The organism is Actinomadura opuntiae, assembly GCF_030283205.1.
Classification (GTDB): Bacteria; Actinomycetota; Actinomycetes; order Streptosporangiales; family Streptosporangiaceae; genus Spirillospora.
The window spans coordinates 153,450-168,846 of record NZ_JASNWF010000012.1 but is presented as its reverse complement, the minus strand read 5'-3'; the positions used below and the strand labels follow the sequence as shown (position 1 = coordinate 168,846).

The following is a 15,397-nucleotide window of genomic DNA, read 5'->3' as shown; positions in this document are numbered from 1 at the left end:
CCTTTCAATGGACTAGGACAGTTGGCTGAACATGCCATCAATATGGGAGCGATCGCTATAAGCAGACTTTTCCTGAGCCGGATAGGAAACCTCCCTATAATTTGACCGAGGATACTCTTCTTCCTGTTCCACATAGTGATCGGCTGTATTATTTCTCTCGAACTCTATGTCCTCGCTCAATTTATGGCCGATCCCAAACTCCCTGGCGACCGACTCGATATCATCAAGCCAAGCATTATCTGCGTCTTCGTCTGTTCGATTATCGGTCATTGTTTCAATATCTTTACGCAAGGCATCTTCTATGCACTTTTCGGCGAGCCCAACCAAATCGAAGTAATCTTGCAGCGTTACTTCATGCTTGCGAACAAAATCAGCGAAATTCCTGATGTCTTCAGTGTCTATTAGTGCAGAACTCCAGCTCTGAACGAGTTTCTCGACTCGTTTGGTCGCGGCGTCTATCCGCCCTTCGGCTTGGGCAATAACGGCCAAAGTTAGGTGCTGAAGAGTGACGGCATCACCAGGATCTACCCTGAACTCATCGTTCAGCTTGATTGCCTCTTCCAACATGTCCACTGAGTGATTCGGCATAAGTCGATATGCGATTGCAGATATCTTTGCTAGCGGCCCAATTACCGCTGCACGCACTTCCCAATTCGAATATCTTTCGCGTGCTCCCTCTTGCAGCAAGTGGGCGATAAGCGAACTGACTTTTTCGGCGACTCGAGCTTGATTAACGATAATCGAGCGCGCCATCTTGGGAAATTTAAGCTCACCACTTGCGGCGGCAGCGGCATACTCCAATAGAGACAATACTTGCCGAAGGCTATCAGCGTTAGATATTATTGAGAAGATATATTCTGACTCCTCATCGAGTGTGGCTAATACGAAATCTCGGACGCTCGGGTTGGCGTATAGTACATCCGGGTCAGAGTCGCCCGTTGCACCTGTCTTGATCGCAATAAATGTACCTTCCAATGCACGGAGCGCATGGGTAAATTCTAGAGGTTGAGCCTCTTGCCGTGCGACACTGCGAATATTTTTCACCGAGGTGCCGCTGACCGGAAATGTCACCAGCGTAAGTACGATTCGCCGCGCAACTTCTGAAAGCACTGTTGCAAACATGGTGCCCCAGAGCTCGATAGGCCGGTCTAGGGTGGTTACGAGGGCCTTAGCCAAGAGTTCAGCGCTTAACTCTTCCCTCTTAAGAACCTGCTCTATGATCCGCGGTGAGAAATTGGGATGGCTAACGACCGGCCAGTAGTACTTTTGTGCAACAAATTCCTGCAAAACCTGTCGCGGCAAGCGAGAAAAGTATAGGTGATTGTACAGTATACGCGCACGCTCGAGTGGTCCGTAGTCATCGATCTCCACCACACATTCTCTAAGGCGGAAATTGCCTCGCGCCAATGGCTCTCTTATTAGAGCTGCTTGTCGGAGGATCTGAGATCTCGTCGTCATAATGAGCCGCTTTGAAGGATCACCGGAAACTCGATCCATGAAGCGGACTATTCTACTATCTTCGTTTTTACTCGTCCGTTCACTGATATCCGTTTGCCCGAGGAAGTCATCAAAGAAGAAGACTTGTCTTTCATTGCGCCGGAAGGTATCCCAGCCTTCATCAATGTTTGACGACAAAGAAATTACTTGCCAGCCTTCGTACCAGTACGCCAGCAGAAGCATCTCCGCTAAGATGCTTTTGCCGACACCCGGGACTCCAGTTAGTACCACTACATGATTCTCTTGGAGACGCGCTGCCGCGCGTTCGTATCCTGGGCTACGAACATAGAGTTTTACTCGATCCCGGATGTCCTCCATTAGCGCCTCGCTGCGCTCCCAGAGTCCGTTCCGCACTATGAGATCCAATATCTCTGTAGAGGCCAGCCACAGCTTAAAATGCTGACGCTCTACCTGTGCATGCTGCCCGAGGAGGTAGTTGATATCGCTTTGTATTAGCAGGTCGGCCGGACTAAGCAGTAAGCTTGAAAGTTCACTGGCAAGCTCGTCTTTTTGAGTACGGCTGAGATTCTGCGATGTCACAAAAAGATATCGATCCGGGCGTTCCTTCTGCATCTTGGGCAACTCTTTGCGGGCAGCGGCGCGCAGATCGCTAAAGGTAGATCCAGCATAATGTTTGCACTGCACAACAAGCTTTTTCCCGTTTAACCAGCTCCGTAAGTCAACACCGCCGTCCCGGCCATGACCAAAGGCTTCCAATCGCCAAGAATGCTCAGCGGCTAGAAGATCCCGAACCAGAAGTTCAAAATCTGAGGGCGATAGTGTTTTGAAATCGTATTCCGGCATCTATGGTCTCCAAACGCGCTCGGTCGTTTCGTTGAGGCATCGAAACGACGACTTTTGTTGGCCCTTTGCGCCAACACTCAAAAGTCGAGGAGTCACCTGCAAGCGTCCTATCTGATTAGGAAGGACCGAGATTTGCAGGGAAGACAACCCTTGCGAAGCCAATAACCCGCCTTGCCTGGGCGCCGGGTGATCTGAACTTGTGCACGCAAACGAAATCTCCCCGGCAGGGGACAAGCCCTATATCACTTGCCCATACGTGGAAACGGCGAGATGATAGTGGAGGTTGCCGGCTCCACATCCCGTCCAAATGCCACGTTAGATGCGGATTCTTCGTCGAAATCTAGTAGTTCGGGCTGCCCGAACTTCCTCGTAGCTTCCAAGACATCGGGTACGGGAAAGTCGCGCCGTTCAATATAGATACGGGCAACTTCGCGGTGCAACGGATTGGGGAGATCGACTTCCTTCGGTGAAGTGAAGTTGGTTTCACAAAGAACCTGAACGATACGCCACCCTTCGTAGAAAGTCTGCATGAAGCTCCCATCATGCGGCATCGGGCAAACGATGAGGTTCTTCTGCTCATCTTTCTGTATAGCATCGGAAGCACCCGACTTACTAGGGACGAGTGCGATACGTAGTCCGCGTGCCGCTTCAAGATGTGATCTATTAATTTTTACAGTAGTTCCCACCCAGTGATCCGGCTCAGTGGAACCCAAGAACAGGTCTGCCTTCCATAGTCCTCGAATGCTCTGAGGCAACTGCCCCCGAGTGCTAGGGCGACGGAAAGCCGCAGCCAAGTTATTGAGGTATCCCTTCAGTTTCACCGGTTGCCCACGCTGACCTGAAAGCACACGCGATCCCGCAGTTATCAAGTCAATCTCCGTAGAGATCAACTGCTGCGATCCGCTCTTCTCTATCGCGAACAAGATGGATGACGGGTCACCTCGCCGAATCTTGCACTGAGCGAGGGCTGAGGCTACCTTTTCCACTACTATTGGAATACCGTTCATTACTGCGTCGTGAACGGCATACTCGAATGCGATCCCTGTATCGCCATCTCCCTGACTTCTTATTTTGCCGAGCAGCTTTAGCTGAATCTGCTCTCGCGGCCCAATGGCACTAAGTACGTCTCTGCCGATTGAATGATAGATTCCTGCGATAATTGGCCGCGTGACAGCCACTAGGGCACTCACTTCATCGGCTACAGGGTTATTTTGCCTCTCGGCACGAATCTGCACGCTTCTACCTCGCGGGTCTCAGTCGGTCTGCCTCCTATCTTACGACGAAGTGGCGTGCCCTGTGGCTCTGTTAGCCGGTGTCAAACGGCCACGGCCGAATGAGCCCCTGCCGTCTGGCAGACGCCCGTCAAGACAGTCGCGGTCCACCTTGTGGTGTGCGCCTGCCATTGCCGTCCTGCCAGGCGCGACACCTGGGAACCTAGCTATGGAGCGCTACTGCCGTATGAGGGTGTGGCAGGCGATGGCGGCGGCTGCCGTGACGTTGAGGGAGTCGACGCCGGTGGACAACGCGTCCGGGCTCATGGGGATGCACACACGTTCGTCTGCCTCGCTGAGCCAGTGAGACGAGAGGCCGTCCCCCTCTGTTCCGAGCATCAGGGCTACGCGGTCGCCCATGGGCGCCTCGTCCAAGGGGGTCGCGGTCTGGTCGGGGGTCAGGGCCAGGAGGGTGAAGCCGGCGTCGCGCAGCTGGCCTAGGTCGTCGTGCCAGTTGGTCATGCGGGCGTAGGGGATCGCGAAGACAGCGCCCATGGAGACCTTCACCGCACGGCGGTACAGGGGATCGGCGCAGCGTGGAGACAAGATGATCGCGTCGATGCCCAGCGCGGCGGCACACCTATATATAGAGCCCACGTTCGCGTGATCCACCAAGTCCTCCAGGACGAGGATGCGACGAGGTGGCCGTGTGTGTTGCACAGGGACGTCGACATTGGTGTGGTCGACGACGTCTTCGAGGACGAGGATGCGGCGGGCGTCCTTCACGACGGCGTCGACGGGTGGGAGCGGGAGGCGTTCGAGTGAGGCCAGGGCGCCGCGGTGGACGGGGAAGCCGGTGATCCCCTCCAGGACGGCGTCGTCGGCCACGTAGACCGGGGCGTCGACGCTGTCAAGGACGTCCGCGAGGGAGGCGGTCCAGCGGCGGGCCATCAGCAGGGAGCGGACGGGGTGGCCGGCGGCGACCGCGCGGCGGATCACCTTCTCCCCCTCGGCGAGGAAGAGGCCGTGCTCGGCTTCGAGGCTTTTGCGCAGGTTGACGTCGCGCAGCCGGGTGTAGTCGGCCAGCCGGGGGTCGGCGGGAGAGGTGACGGTGACGAAGCTGGCCATGCCCCGATTCTGGCGGAGCGGGCGGGGTGCCCGGGCCGGGGCAAGGGGGTGCGGCGGCCGGTTCCGGCCGCGCGCGGCGGTTCCGGTTTGCGGGAGGATCACGCTCGGTCCCGGGCCCGGTCCACCCATGATCGCAGGGCCCGCGCCGCCGGGTGGCGCTCCGGACGCGGGGCGTGACGGCGGGATGCGATTGCCAGGATCGTCCGGACATACGCTGATGACCTGCGTCATCATCGATTTTGAGTTCTTTGTAACCTCTACTTCGTACTACTACAGTGCCGTGGAACATCGGCGGGTTTCTGGTGAATCGAGGGCAGCCATGAGCGGACGTCATCGCAATGACTTCCCTGAGGGGGCGGGCGAGGGCGGCTACGACCCGTCCACGCCCGTCTTCGGGCCCGCGAACGACGGGTCCTCCGACTGGTTCGGCACCAGGGACTCCCAGAGCCGTCCACTGACCGAGGAGCCGCAGGCCGCGCCGCCTCCGGGCCCGCCCGCCGGTCCCCCGGCCGGCCCGCCCGCCGGCCCGCCCGCCGGTCCGCCGCGGGCGCCCGGGCAGGGCGAGACGCCCGAGTGGTTCACGCCGCGCGGTTCGGCCGAGGGGCCCGTCTACGGCGCCGGCGGGTTCACCGGCGCGTCGGACGCGGGCGGGTACGGGCTCGGACGGTCCGGCGGCTACGGCACCGGACGGCAGGACCCCATGGCGGCGCCCACGCCGCAGGAGCCGCCGCCCGGCAGGTCCCCGCTGGCCGGGACCGGGTACAGCGAGTACGACGCGATCCGCAGTTCGGACGAGACGCCGGCCGGGTTCTTCGGCGGCGGGTCCGCGGGATCGGGCGGTTCCGGCGGGTACGGCGGCGGTTCGGGCGGATCCGGTGGCTCCGGTGGCTCCGGCGGATCGGGCGGCTACGGCGGTGGCGGGACCGGCGGTTACGAGTACGGCAAGCGCAAGCGCAAGCGGAGCAAGGCCGCGCTGATCGGCCCGATGGCCGGGGCGGTGGGCCTGGCGCTGCTGCTCGGCGTCGGCGTGTACGCGTTCGCCGAGAGCGGCGGCGGGTGCTCCGGCGACGACGCGATGAGCCTGTCGGTCGCGGCGGCGCCCGACGTCCAGCCCGCGATCGTCAAGGCGGCGGGCCGGTTCAACGACGCCAAGCACAAGGTCGGCGGCAAGTGCGTGCGGGCCGACGTGAAGAAGGTCGACCCGGCTTCGGTGGCGACGCTGCTGTCCGGCCAGGGCGTGGCGAACTCCTCGAACCAGCGGCCGGACGTGTGGATCCCCGACTCCTCGCTGTGGGCCTCGCTGGCCCGCGGCCAGGGCGGCGACAAGAGCCTGGAGACGGCCAAGACCTCGATCGCGACCAGCCCCATCGTGGTGGGCCTGCCGAAGTCGCTGGCCGTGCAGCTGAAGCAGCAGGGCGTCACCGCCAGCCCGTCCTGGGACAACCTGCTGAAGGCAGCGGGCGGCGTCGCGGGCGGCGCGGTGACCAAGAACCAGATGATCCCGGCCGGCTCGGTGCGGATGGTCGTCCCGGACCCGACCAAGAACGCGGCCGGCATGGGCTCGCTGATGATCACGAGCATGCTGCTGGCGAACGACCCCAACCGGGACTCGATCTTCACCGGCATCGTCCGGACCGTCCGGGAGAACCTCGTCCCCTCGGTGCCGGCGGAGTTCACGCACTTCCGCAAGGACCGGACGGGCAAGCAGCCCATCTCCCTGTCGTCGGAGCAGGCGCTGTGGAGCTACAACCGGACCAAGCCGGCCCAGCCGGCGGTGGCGCTGTACCCGACCGAGGGCACGCTGTCGATGGACTACCCGTTCATCGTCACCTCCAAGGACAGTGACGAGAGCAAGGCCGCGCAGCTGCTCGAGAAGGCGATGACCACCGACGCCACCCGCGGCGACCTGCGCGAGCTCGGGTTCCGCACGTCGGACGGCAAGGCGCCGGAGGGCTTCAGCGCCGCCACCGGCGTCAGCCCGGCGCGGCCGCGGCAGCTGCCGACGCCGAAGAGCGACCAGGTCGCGCAGGTCATGCAGGCGTGGTCGAAGCTGACGCTCGGGCTGCGCATCCTGACGCTGATCGACGTGTCCGGCTCGATGGCCGAGCAGGTCGCCCCGCACACCAACCGGCTGCAGGCGATCGCGCAGGTCTCGCAGGGCGGCCTCGCGATGATGTCGAACGACACCGAGCTCGGCCAGTGGCTGTTCTCCACGAACATGAACGGCAAGACGCCGTACAAGCAGACGGTGCCGATCGGCGCGCTCGGCGACCGCATCGGGTCCACGACGCGGCGCGGGCTGGTGCTGTCCTGGCTGAACCAGATGAAGCCGAAGCCCAAGGGCGACACCGGTCTCTACCGGACGATGCTCGACGCCTACAAGATGATGAACAAGACCTACAAGCCGGAGTTCGGCAACTCGATCCTGCTGCTCACCGACGGCCAGAACGACGACCCGGACGGGCCGACGCTCAACCAGACGCTGTCGGAGCTGAAGAGCCTGCAGGACCCGAACAAGCCGATCCAGGTCAACATGATCGGCTTCGGCAAGGGGGTCGACCGGGGCGAGCTGGAGAAGATCGCCGCGGCGACCAACGGGAACGTGCAGGTCGCGATGACCCCGCAGGAGATCTCCAAGATCTTCCTGAAGATGCTGTCCCGGCGCATCACCTCGTAGCGGCCCGACCGCGCCGGGTAGTTCCGGGATTTTCTTGGATCCGGCGTCAACCGGGCGCGCGAGTCGATCGTCATTTCAAGTGGAGGCCCGACGGGGAGCGGGGCCGTCGGGCCTCCGACCTTCTCTCCTCCCCGGCCGCGACGGGGAACCGCCCGGAGCGCGGGCCGGGAGAGCGGAACCGCTCCCCATCTTCCCTGAGCCCGTCCCCTGGCAGAGCGGACGAGGACGCGCCGCCCGAGGCGGCACCAGATCCCGCGGGAGGACCCTGTGTCCGGTTGGCCTACTCTCGACCGCGCGGACGACGAGCGTCTCGCGCGGGAGCTGGCCGCCGGCGATCCCGGCGCCCTCATCCAGGTCATGGATCGCTACGCGGCACGGCTGTACGACTACTGCCACGCGCTGCTGCGCGACCAGGAGCCCGCGGCGAGCGCCCTGCACGACGCGCTGGTCGCCGCGTACGCGAGCGTCCCGGTGCTGCGCGAGCCCGAACGGTTCCGCGGCTGGCTGTACGCGCTGGCCCGCAACGAGTGCATGCGGCGGCTGCGCGACCCGGACCGTCCGACCGAGCGGCACGAGGCCCCCGAGGCCGGCGACGGCTTCCTGGACGGCGAGGAGCTGACCCGCAGGCTGGAGGCGCGGCGGCTGGTGCACGGGGCGCTGGCCGGGCTGCGCGGCCGCGAGCGGGAGGCCCTCGACCTCATGCTGCGGCACGGCCTGGACGCGGCGGACATCGGCGCCGTCCTCGGCCTGGACGCGCAGGAGGCCACCGACCTCACCGGCACCGCGCTGGCCCGCCTCGACGACGCGCTCGCCGCCGCGCACGTCGCGCACGCCGGACGCGACGAGTGCCCCGCCGTCGCCGATCTCGCCGGCGACGGGGACTGGCCGCTGCCGCCGCCGACCGTCCGCCGGCTCGTCCACCACATCCAGGACTGCCCGGTCTGCTCCGAACGGCGCCGCCGCAACGTGTCGGCGGCGCGGCTGCTGAACGTGCTGCCGGTCGCGATGATGCCGACCGACCTGCGCGGGCTCGTCATGGCGACCGCGACGGACGCGGCGCTCGCCGCCGACATGGCGGCCATCGCGCACCGCGCCGGGCCGTTCGACGCGTGGGGCTGGCCCGAGCATCCCGAACAGGCGGCCGCGGACGCGCACCGCCGCGGCACCCCGCGCGCCCTGTGGCCCGCGGTCGCCGCCGCGATCGCCGTGCTGCTGATCGTCTCCGGGGCGTTCTTCCTGATGCCGGACGGGTCGTCGGGCAACACGGGCGCGCAGTCCGCCCCGTCCGGGTCGTCCTCGGCGCCGGACCCGTCGGAGTCGACCACGTCACTCGAACCCTCCACGTCGCCGTCGCCGACCACGAGCAGCGCGACGCCGACCCCCACGCCGACGCGCACCTCCGCCACCCCGACCCCCACCCACACCCGCACCAAGGCGTCCCACTCCTCCAGACCCGCCCCCACCCACAGCAAGCCCACCAAGGGCACCCTGTCGGTGACCGGTTGCAGCATCTCCGCGCCCGGCGGCAGCTGCGCGATCTCCGTGCAGGCGGTCGGAGGATCGGTCACCTGGTCGGTGACGGGCACGTCGTCCTCGCTCATCAGCGCCGGAGGCGGCGGCACGCTCGCCGCCGGGGGCTCGACGAGCGTCACCGTCACCCTCTCGGGAAGCTGCACCTCGTCCGACAGCGGGACGGTCTCCTTCTCGCCCGGCGCGGCGGCGTCGGTCAGCTGGACCTGCGCGCCGCCGGACGGCGGGAACGGTTCGCGGCACGACTGAGACCCACATCACATTCGCTCGCGTAGCCGCTGATCGTCAAGGCGATACGGCCACGCCGCGTACCGTAACGATCACAATTATCGGCCCTGCGGGAGAAAATCCATCACGTTGGTGGCAAGATCGGGCAACCAGAGCGCGCCTGTGGGCGTCTAGGCGCCGGCGCTCACCGGGGGCACGTTCGAGAACACCGATTCGACTGGAGGGTTTCCCGTGGCCGGTGAGCCGGGGTCCGCGCACAACGACGACCTGAGGCTGGCGGAGTCGCTGCGGGCCGGGGACGTCATCGCGCTGACCGAGGTGTACGACGCCTACGCTCCGTTCGTCTACGACTACTGCCACGGCCTGCTGCGCGACCGCGTGGAGGCGGCCGGGGCGCTGCGCAACTGCGTCATCGCGGCCCGCGAGCACGCCGGGAGGCTCGCCGAGCCCGACCGGCTGCGCGGCTGGCTGTACGCGATCGCGCGCAAGGAGTGCATGCGCCGCCGCGACAGCCCGAACCGGCACATCGGGCAGGAGGCGCCGGAGGCGGAGGACGACCTGTCCGCCGAGCAGCTGGCCCGCCGGGAGGAGCGCCGGCTGCTCGCGCACAGCGCGCTCGCCGCGCTAAGCGGACGGCAGCGCGAGGCCATCGACCTGTCGGTCCGCCACGAGCTGGACGAGGTCGACCTGGCCGGCGTCTTCGGCATCCCGCTGGAGGAGACCCTCGAGCTCGTGGAGCGGTCCCGGATCGATCTCGACGCCTCGATCCGCGCGGCGCTCATCGCGCAGAACCACTGGAAGGACTGCCCGACCGTCGCGACGCTGACCGAGTCGTGGCCGCTGGCGCCGCAGACGGCCACCTCGCTCGTCCGGCATGTGGCGAGCTGCCCGGTGTGCACGGAGCTGGAGACGCCGCCGCTGCCCGCCGACCGGATGCTGTCGGTGCTGCCGATCGCGGCGATCCCCGCGGACCTGCGGCTGGACGTGCTGACGGCGGCGACGGCCGAGGACCGGGCCGGCAACCGCCGGGCCATCGCGGCGTGGACGGAACCGTTCGACGAGTACGGCTGGCCGCTGCCCTACGAACCGACCCCCGCGCGCGCCAAGGACCGGGGCGCCGGCGGCCGCCGGCGCGGGCCGCTCATCGGCGCCGCCGCGGCGGCCGTGGCGGCCATCGTGGTGCTCGCCGGCGCGATGACGGCGTTCGGCGGCGAATCGGGACCGGACGCGTCGGGGAGGCCGCCGGCGGCGTCCGGATCGTCCGGCGCCCCGGGGGACGACTCCAGCGTGCCCGCCGAGCCGACGCCCACCGACCCGTCCCCGACCGTGTCGTCCACCTCGCCGTCCCCGTCGAAGTCGCCGTCGGAGTCGCCCTCGCCGTCCAAGTCCCCGTCGAAGTCGCCGGCGACCAGGCCCCCGTCCAAGCCCGTCACCCACGCGCCCCCGCCGCCGAGGGCGGGCCATCTGGCGGTCAGCGGGTGCAGCATGGGCCGCGACGACTCGTGCGCGGTGACCGTGAGAGCGGTCGGCGGGCCGGTGAACTGGCGCGTGACGGGCACGTCCGGCGGGGTGAGCGCGAGCGGGTCCGGCCATCTGGCCGCGGGGCAGTCCGCCACCGTGTCGGCATCGCGTCCGGACGAATGGTGCTGGAGTTCCAAGTCCGGGTCCGTCTCTTTCGCCCCGGGCGGGTCCGCGTCCGTGCAGTACTGCTGACGTGACGAGAGCGCGCCCGGGACGGCGGGCGCGCTCTGCGCTGCGGCTACCGGGCGGAGGTCACCAGGGGGAGCCGGCGTCGAGGATGCCGTGCGCGCGGCCGAGCAGCAGCGGGACGGCGGCGCCGATCTGGTCGAAGCCCTCGCCGACGGTCGCGTTCTGCAGGAACCGGGCGTGGATGCCCTCCAGGATGACGGCGAGCTTGAAGCACGCGAACGCGACGTAGAAGTCGAGGTCGGCGAGGTCGAAGCCGGTCAGCTCGGCGTACCGCTCGGTGAACTCGCGGCGGGTGAAGAAGCCGGGCGCGGAGGTGATCGTGGCGCCGACGGGGAGCTGCTCGGCGTCGGTCGCCTCGGCCCAGTAGACGAGGGTGAGGCCGAGGTCGGACAGCGGGTCGCCGAGCGTCGACATCTCCCAGTCCACGACGGCGGCGATCTCGGGGCGCGGCTCCAGCCGGGCGAGGGCGTTGTCGAGCCGGAAGTCGCCGTGGACGAGCCGCGCAGGGGCGTCGGCGGGGAGCCGTTCGGCGAGGCGTGCCACGAGGCGGTCGTATTCGGGCAGGTCGTGGGTGTTGCCGGTGGCCTTAATGGCCTCCTGCGAGCTGTCCCACTGCTTGCCCCAGCGCTTGAGCTGGCGGGCCATGTAGCCGGTGGGGCGGCCGAAGTCCTCCAGGCCGGCGGCCTTCACGTCCACGGTGTGGATGGCGGCGAGCGCGCCGGCGAGCGCCTCGCTGAGCCCGCGCGCCTGCTCGGGGCTGAGGTCGTCGGCGTCCTCGCGGGTGCGCAGGACGCGGCCCTCGACGAAGTCCATGAGGTAGAAGCGGGCGCCGATGACGTCCTCGTCGTCGCAGAACGCGAGGGTGCGCGGGACGGCGACGGCGGTGGCGTCGCCGAGCGCGGTCAGCACCCGGTACTCGCGGCCCATGTCGTGCGCGGTCGGCAGGACGTGCCCGAGCGGCGGCCGGCGCAGCACGATCCGGCGGCCGCCGGCGAGCGTGATCCCGTAGGTCAGGTTGGAGCGGCCGCCCGCGATCAGGTCGACCGCGCCGATGCGGCCGGCGCCGGGCAGTTCGCGGGCCAGCCAGTCCGCGAGGCGGGGGACGTCGATGCCGGGCACCCCGGCCGGAAGGTCAGCGTCAACGGTCATGACCCACCATTAGAACGCGGCTCGGTGCGGGCCGCGCAGCCGACCCCCGGCAACCCCGCCCGGGTCCCGGCCCGCTCGTCCCGGACTATGCGCTCGGTAACCTCTCGGCCACATCCGGACACCGCGGCGACCCGGTAAACCGGACCCCCATGACGGCGCTGACCTGGACCAATGATGCCCGAAATGCCCTTAAACCTCCGGGAGCCTGAAACTTGCCGAGAAAACGGGTTTGCACGGGTGCAAGCGGAAGACGGCCTGGGTACGCCTTCGCTTCGACTGCCGCGAAGAGTGGGCTTCGCCGCGGTCGAACGAGCCGGCCGATGGTTCCCAGCCCGTGGCGGCAAGCTGGACCTGCGGGTCCCGCTGGGCTAAGAGAAGAGGACTAGACCATTCGGGGCTAGACCGCCCGATTGGGGGGACGCAACCGTGGCAGACGCATGGCTGCCGGGAGCCGGCCGCATGCCGGCACGACAGGACGGTGGAGCGCTACGGGGAGGTGCGCCCCGTGCCGTATGGCTGTCCGGCGAGTGCGACCCTCGCACCGTCTCGGCGCGCTCGGCCGCGGCCGACCTGGTCAAGGAGGAACGGCCGCCGCACCTGGTCTGGCACCCCGGCTCCGGGGACGTGGTCCAGCTCGTGCCGGTGACCCGGGCGGCCCGGCTGCTCGGCCCGCCGGTCGGCCGGGAGGGCCGCGTCTGCGTCCAGATCATGGTGGTGGGCCAGTCCCGGATCCCGTTCACCGGCTCGCTGCTCGTCGGCGTCGAGGCGATCGTGGCGTGGCTGGAGGCGTGGGGGGTCGCGCGCCGCTGGCCCGCCGGCCCCCCGCTGCCGTCGCCGCAGTCCTACCACGCGCTGCGCTCGCGCCGGGACTGGGCGCTCGGCGGCCACTTCGGCGGGTCGCAGGTGCCGCTGGCCGACCGTCCCGACCCCGGCGGCATCGACATCCGCCGCATCACCGGCCCGGACACCCCGGTCGCGCCGATCCCGGTGCCCCGCGCGCCGATCCCCGGGGCGGCGGACGCGCCGCTGCTGCTCGCGCGGCCGTCCCGCGCCCCCGACCCCGTCCGCACGGATCCCGTCCGTGCCGACCCCGTCCGTGCCGACCCGGTCAGGGCCGATCCCCGGGCGGATCCCCGGCCGGAGCCCGCCGAGGCGCCCGCGCGTCCGGCCAGGACGGCGCCGCTGCCGGGCGTCCCGTCGAATCCCGACCATCCGCCGCCGCAGGGCGACCCCGTGCCGGTCGGTTCCTCGGCACTGTCGAACTAGCTCCCGGTCACGGTTCCCTTCCACGCGCCCGGCCCCGCGACCGCGGCGGCGGGCGCGTCCTACCCCGGCTCCGGCTCCGGCTCGCGGAGGGCGGCGGCCGCGAGCTCGCGCACCATCGCGCAGCCGTTCCGCAGCTCGGCGGGGCTGCCCGCCGAGCCGTAGCCGACGACGAGCCCGCCGAACGACCGCGGGCCCGCGTGGTGGCGTTCGAGCGGATCCACCAGGACGCCGCGCTCCGCCGCGTCCCGCGCGACCCGCTCCGCGACCGCGTGCGGAAGGTCGACGACCAGGTGCAGACCGGCCGTGTCGCCGCGCAGCCGCAGCCCGTCCAGCGCCCGCACCACGACCTCGCGGCGCCGCGCGTACTCCCCGCGCATCCGCCGGACGTGCCGGTCCAGGTCGCCGCGTTCGAGGAAGAGCCGCAGCGCCTGCTGCGGGACGACCGCCGTCCGGTCGTTCAGCTCCTCGCGCCGCAGCGCCACCGCCGCGACCAGGTCGGGGCGGCCGACGAGCCAGCCGACGCCCATGTCCGCGGTGAGGATCTTCGCCGAGGTGCCCAGGTAGACCACGACGTCCGGGTCGAGCCCGTACAGCGCGGGCAGCGGCGCGACGTCGTAGCGGAACTCGCCGTCGTAGTCGTCCTCGGCGACCAGCGCGCCGGTCCGCCGCGCCCACGCCAGCAGCGCCTGGCGGCGCGGGACCGGCAGCACCCCGCCCATCGGGTACTGGTGGGACGGCGTCGTGTAGACGAGGCGCAGGTCGTCCGGCAGTCCGTCGACGATCAGCCCGTGCTCGTCCACCGGGCACGACACGACCTCGGCGCCGCGCCCGGCGAGCACCGAGCGCGCGCGCCGGTAGCCGGGCTCCTCCACGCCGACCCGGTCGCCCGGCCGGAGCACCGTCGCGGCCAGCAGGTCCAGGCCGTTCGTCGCGCCGCGGGTGATCAGCAGGCCGTCGACCGGGCAGGCCACGCCGCGGCTGCGCCGGATGTACTCGGCCAGCGCCACCCGCAGCTCCGGCACCCCGTGCGGCTCCTGCCGCTGCTGCGGCGGCATGCCCGCCGCGAGCCGCCACGCCCGCCGCCAGGCCGGGGTGTCCAGCGCGCCGACCCACGCCATCCCGGGCCGCAGGTCGATCTCCCCCTGCCGCGCCGGCCTGCGCGTACTGCCCGCCAGGCTGCGCGGCCGCTCTTGACTCGGCTCGGGGTCGGCCGCCACCCCGTCCGTCACGTACGTCCCGGACCCGTGCCGGCCCTCCAGCCAGCCCTCCGCGTACAGCTGCTCGTAGGCCTCGGTGACCACCGTCCGGCTGACGCCCAGCAGCGACGCCAGCGCCCGGCTCGCGGGCAGCCGCTCGCCCGCCGCCAGCCGCCCCTCCCGCATCGCGGCCCGCAGCTGCGCGACGAGCTGGGCGTTCATCGGCTCGGCGGCGTCCCGGTCGATGCCGAGCGGCAGATCGATCGACAAAGTGGTGTCCGGCTTTCCGTTCCAAGTGGCCCTACTGACCAGGCCACTCGCGTCCTAGCGTAGACGGGCATGAAGCCTCTCTCCGCAACGCCCCGCACCAGCCTCGGCCGCTCCCCCGAACGCGGCCGCACCGACCGCGCCGTCCTCTACGAGATCCTCGACGCCGGCCTGATCTGCCACCTCGGCGTCGTCGTCGACGGCGCGCCCCGCGTGGTCCCCACCTGCTACGGCCGCCTCGACGACACCCTCTACCTGCACGGCTCCACCGGCGCGTCCAGCCTGATGACCGCGCCGGCCCAGGAGATCTGCGTCACCGTCACCCACCTGGACGGCATCGTCCTGGCCCGCTCGCTCTTCCACCACTCGATCAACTTCCGCAGCGCGATGATCTACGGTGTCCCGTCCCCGGTCACCGGCGAGGACGAGAAGCTCGCGGCCCTCCGCGTCGTCACCGAGCAGCTCGCCCCCGGCCAGTGGGACGCCGCCCGGCACCCCACCCGCAAGGAGCTCGCCGGCACCGCCGTCCTCGCCCTCCCCCTCGCCGAGGCGTCGGTCAAGATCCGCCAGGGCCCGCCCAGCGACGACGCCGAGGACCACGCCCTCCCGGCCTGGGCCGGCGTCCTGCCCGTGCACCGGACGTTCGGCGCCCCCGTCCCCGCCCCGGACCTGCGCCCCGGCATCCCCGTCCCCCCGCACGTGATCGCCAGGTGACTCGATGCCCCGCGCGGTCG

General features: G+C 68.5%; 10 protein-coding genes. 5 read left to right on the top strand and 5 right to left on the bottom strand.

Features of this window, described 5'->3' with window-relative positions; genetic code table 11:
• Window positions 1–12: 12 nt before the first annotated feature.
• The 3 genes from QP089_RS26115 to QP089_RS26105 all read right to left on the bottom strand — a co-directional run bounded on the left by QP089_RS26115 (window position 13) and on the right by QP089_RS26105 (window position 4,640).
• Complete coding sequence (locus QP089_RS26115; RefSeq protein WP_285914757.1) at window positions 13–2,301, bottom strand: nSTAND3 domain-containing NTPase; 2,289 nt, start codon at window positions 2,299–2,301, stop codon at window positions 13–15.
• A gap of 242 nt (window positions 2,302–2,543) precedes the next feature.
• Window positions 2,544–3,536 carry a hypothetical protein gene (locus QP089_RS26110; RefSeq protein ID WP_285914756.1) on the bottom strand — a complete coding sequence of 331 codons (993 nt, stop codon included), beginning with the start codon at window positions 3,534–3,536 and terminating at the stop codon, window positions 2,544–2,546.
• 213 nt (window positions 3,537–3,749) lie between these two features.
• Window positions 3,750–4,640 carry a TrmH family RNA methyltransferase gene (locus QP089_RS26105; protein ID WP_285914755.1) on the bottom strand — a complete coding sequence of 297 codons (891 nt, stop codon included), beginning with the start codon at window positions 4,638–4,640 and terminating at the stop codon, window positions 3,750–3,752.
• 319 nt (window positions 4,641–4,959) lie between these two features.
• Between QP089_RS26105 and QP089_RS26100 the strand changes: the two genes are divergently transcribed.
• The 3 genes from QP089_RS26100 to QP089_RS26090 all read left to right on the top strand — a co-directional run bounded on the left by QP089_RS26100 (window position 4,960) and on the right by QP089_RS26090 (window position 10,788).
• Entirely contained in the window at window positions 4,960–7,317 is a 2,358-nt protein-coding gene (locus QP089_RS26100; protein WP_285914754.1) for a substrate-binding domain-containing protein, read from the top strand.
• 267 nt (window positions 7,318–7,584) lie between these two features.
• Window positions 7,585–9,096 carry an RNA polymerase sigma factor gene (locus QP089_RS26095; RefSeq protein ID WP_285914753.1) on the top strand — a complete coding sequence of 504 codons (1,512 nt, stop codon included), beginning with the start codon at window positions 7,585–7,587 and terminating at the stop codon, window positions 9,094–9,096.
• A gap of 210 nt (window positions 9,097–9,306) precedes the next feature.
• Window positions 9,307–10,788 (top strand): RNA polymerase sigma factor, encoded by a 1,482-nt coding sequence (locus tag QP089_RS26090; protein WP_285914752.1) that lies wholly within the window; start codon window positions 9,307–9,309, stop codon window positions 10,786–10,788.
• A 60-nt stretch (window positions 10,789–10,848) separates the two neighbouring features.
• Here QP089_RS26090 and QP089_RS26085 read toward each other — a convergent pair whose 3' ends face one another.
• Entirely contained in the window at window positions 10,849–11,934 is a 1,086-nt protein-coding gene (locus QP089_RS26085) for a phosphotransferase family protein (protein ID WP_285914751.1), read from the bottom strand.
• Window positions 11,935–12,393: 459 nt separating this feature from the next.
• Between QP089_RS26085 and QP089_RS26080 the strand changes: the two genes are divergently transcribed.
• Window positions 12,394–13,200 (top strand): hypothetical protein, encoded by an 807-nt coding sequence (locus QP089_RS26080; protein ID WP_285914750.1) that lies wholly within the window; start codon window positions 12,394–12,396, stop codon window positions 13,198–13,200.
• A gap of 59 nt (window positions 13,201–13,259) precedes the next feature.
• Here QP089_RS26080 and pdxR read toward each other — a convergent pair whose 3' ends face one another.
• Window positions 13,260–14,666 (bottom strand): MocR-like pyridoxine biosynthesis transcription factor PdxR, encoded by a 1,407-nt coding sequence (pdxR, locus tag QP089_RS26075; RefSeq protein ID WP_353070620.1) that lies wholly within the window; start codon window positions 14,664–14,666, stop codon window positions 13,260–13,262.
• A 69-nt stretch (window positions 14,667–14,735) separates the two neighbouring features.
• Between pdxR and QP089_RS26070 the strand changes: the two genes are divergently transcribed.
• Complete coding sequence (locus QP089_RS26070) at window positions 14,736–15,377, top strand: pyridoxamine 5'-phosphate oxidase family protein (RefSeq protein WP_285914749.1); 642 nt, start codon at window positions 14,736–14,738, stop codon at window positions 15,375–15,377.
• Window positions 15,378–15,397 lie beyond the last annotated feature (20 nt).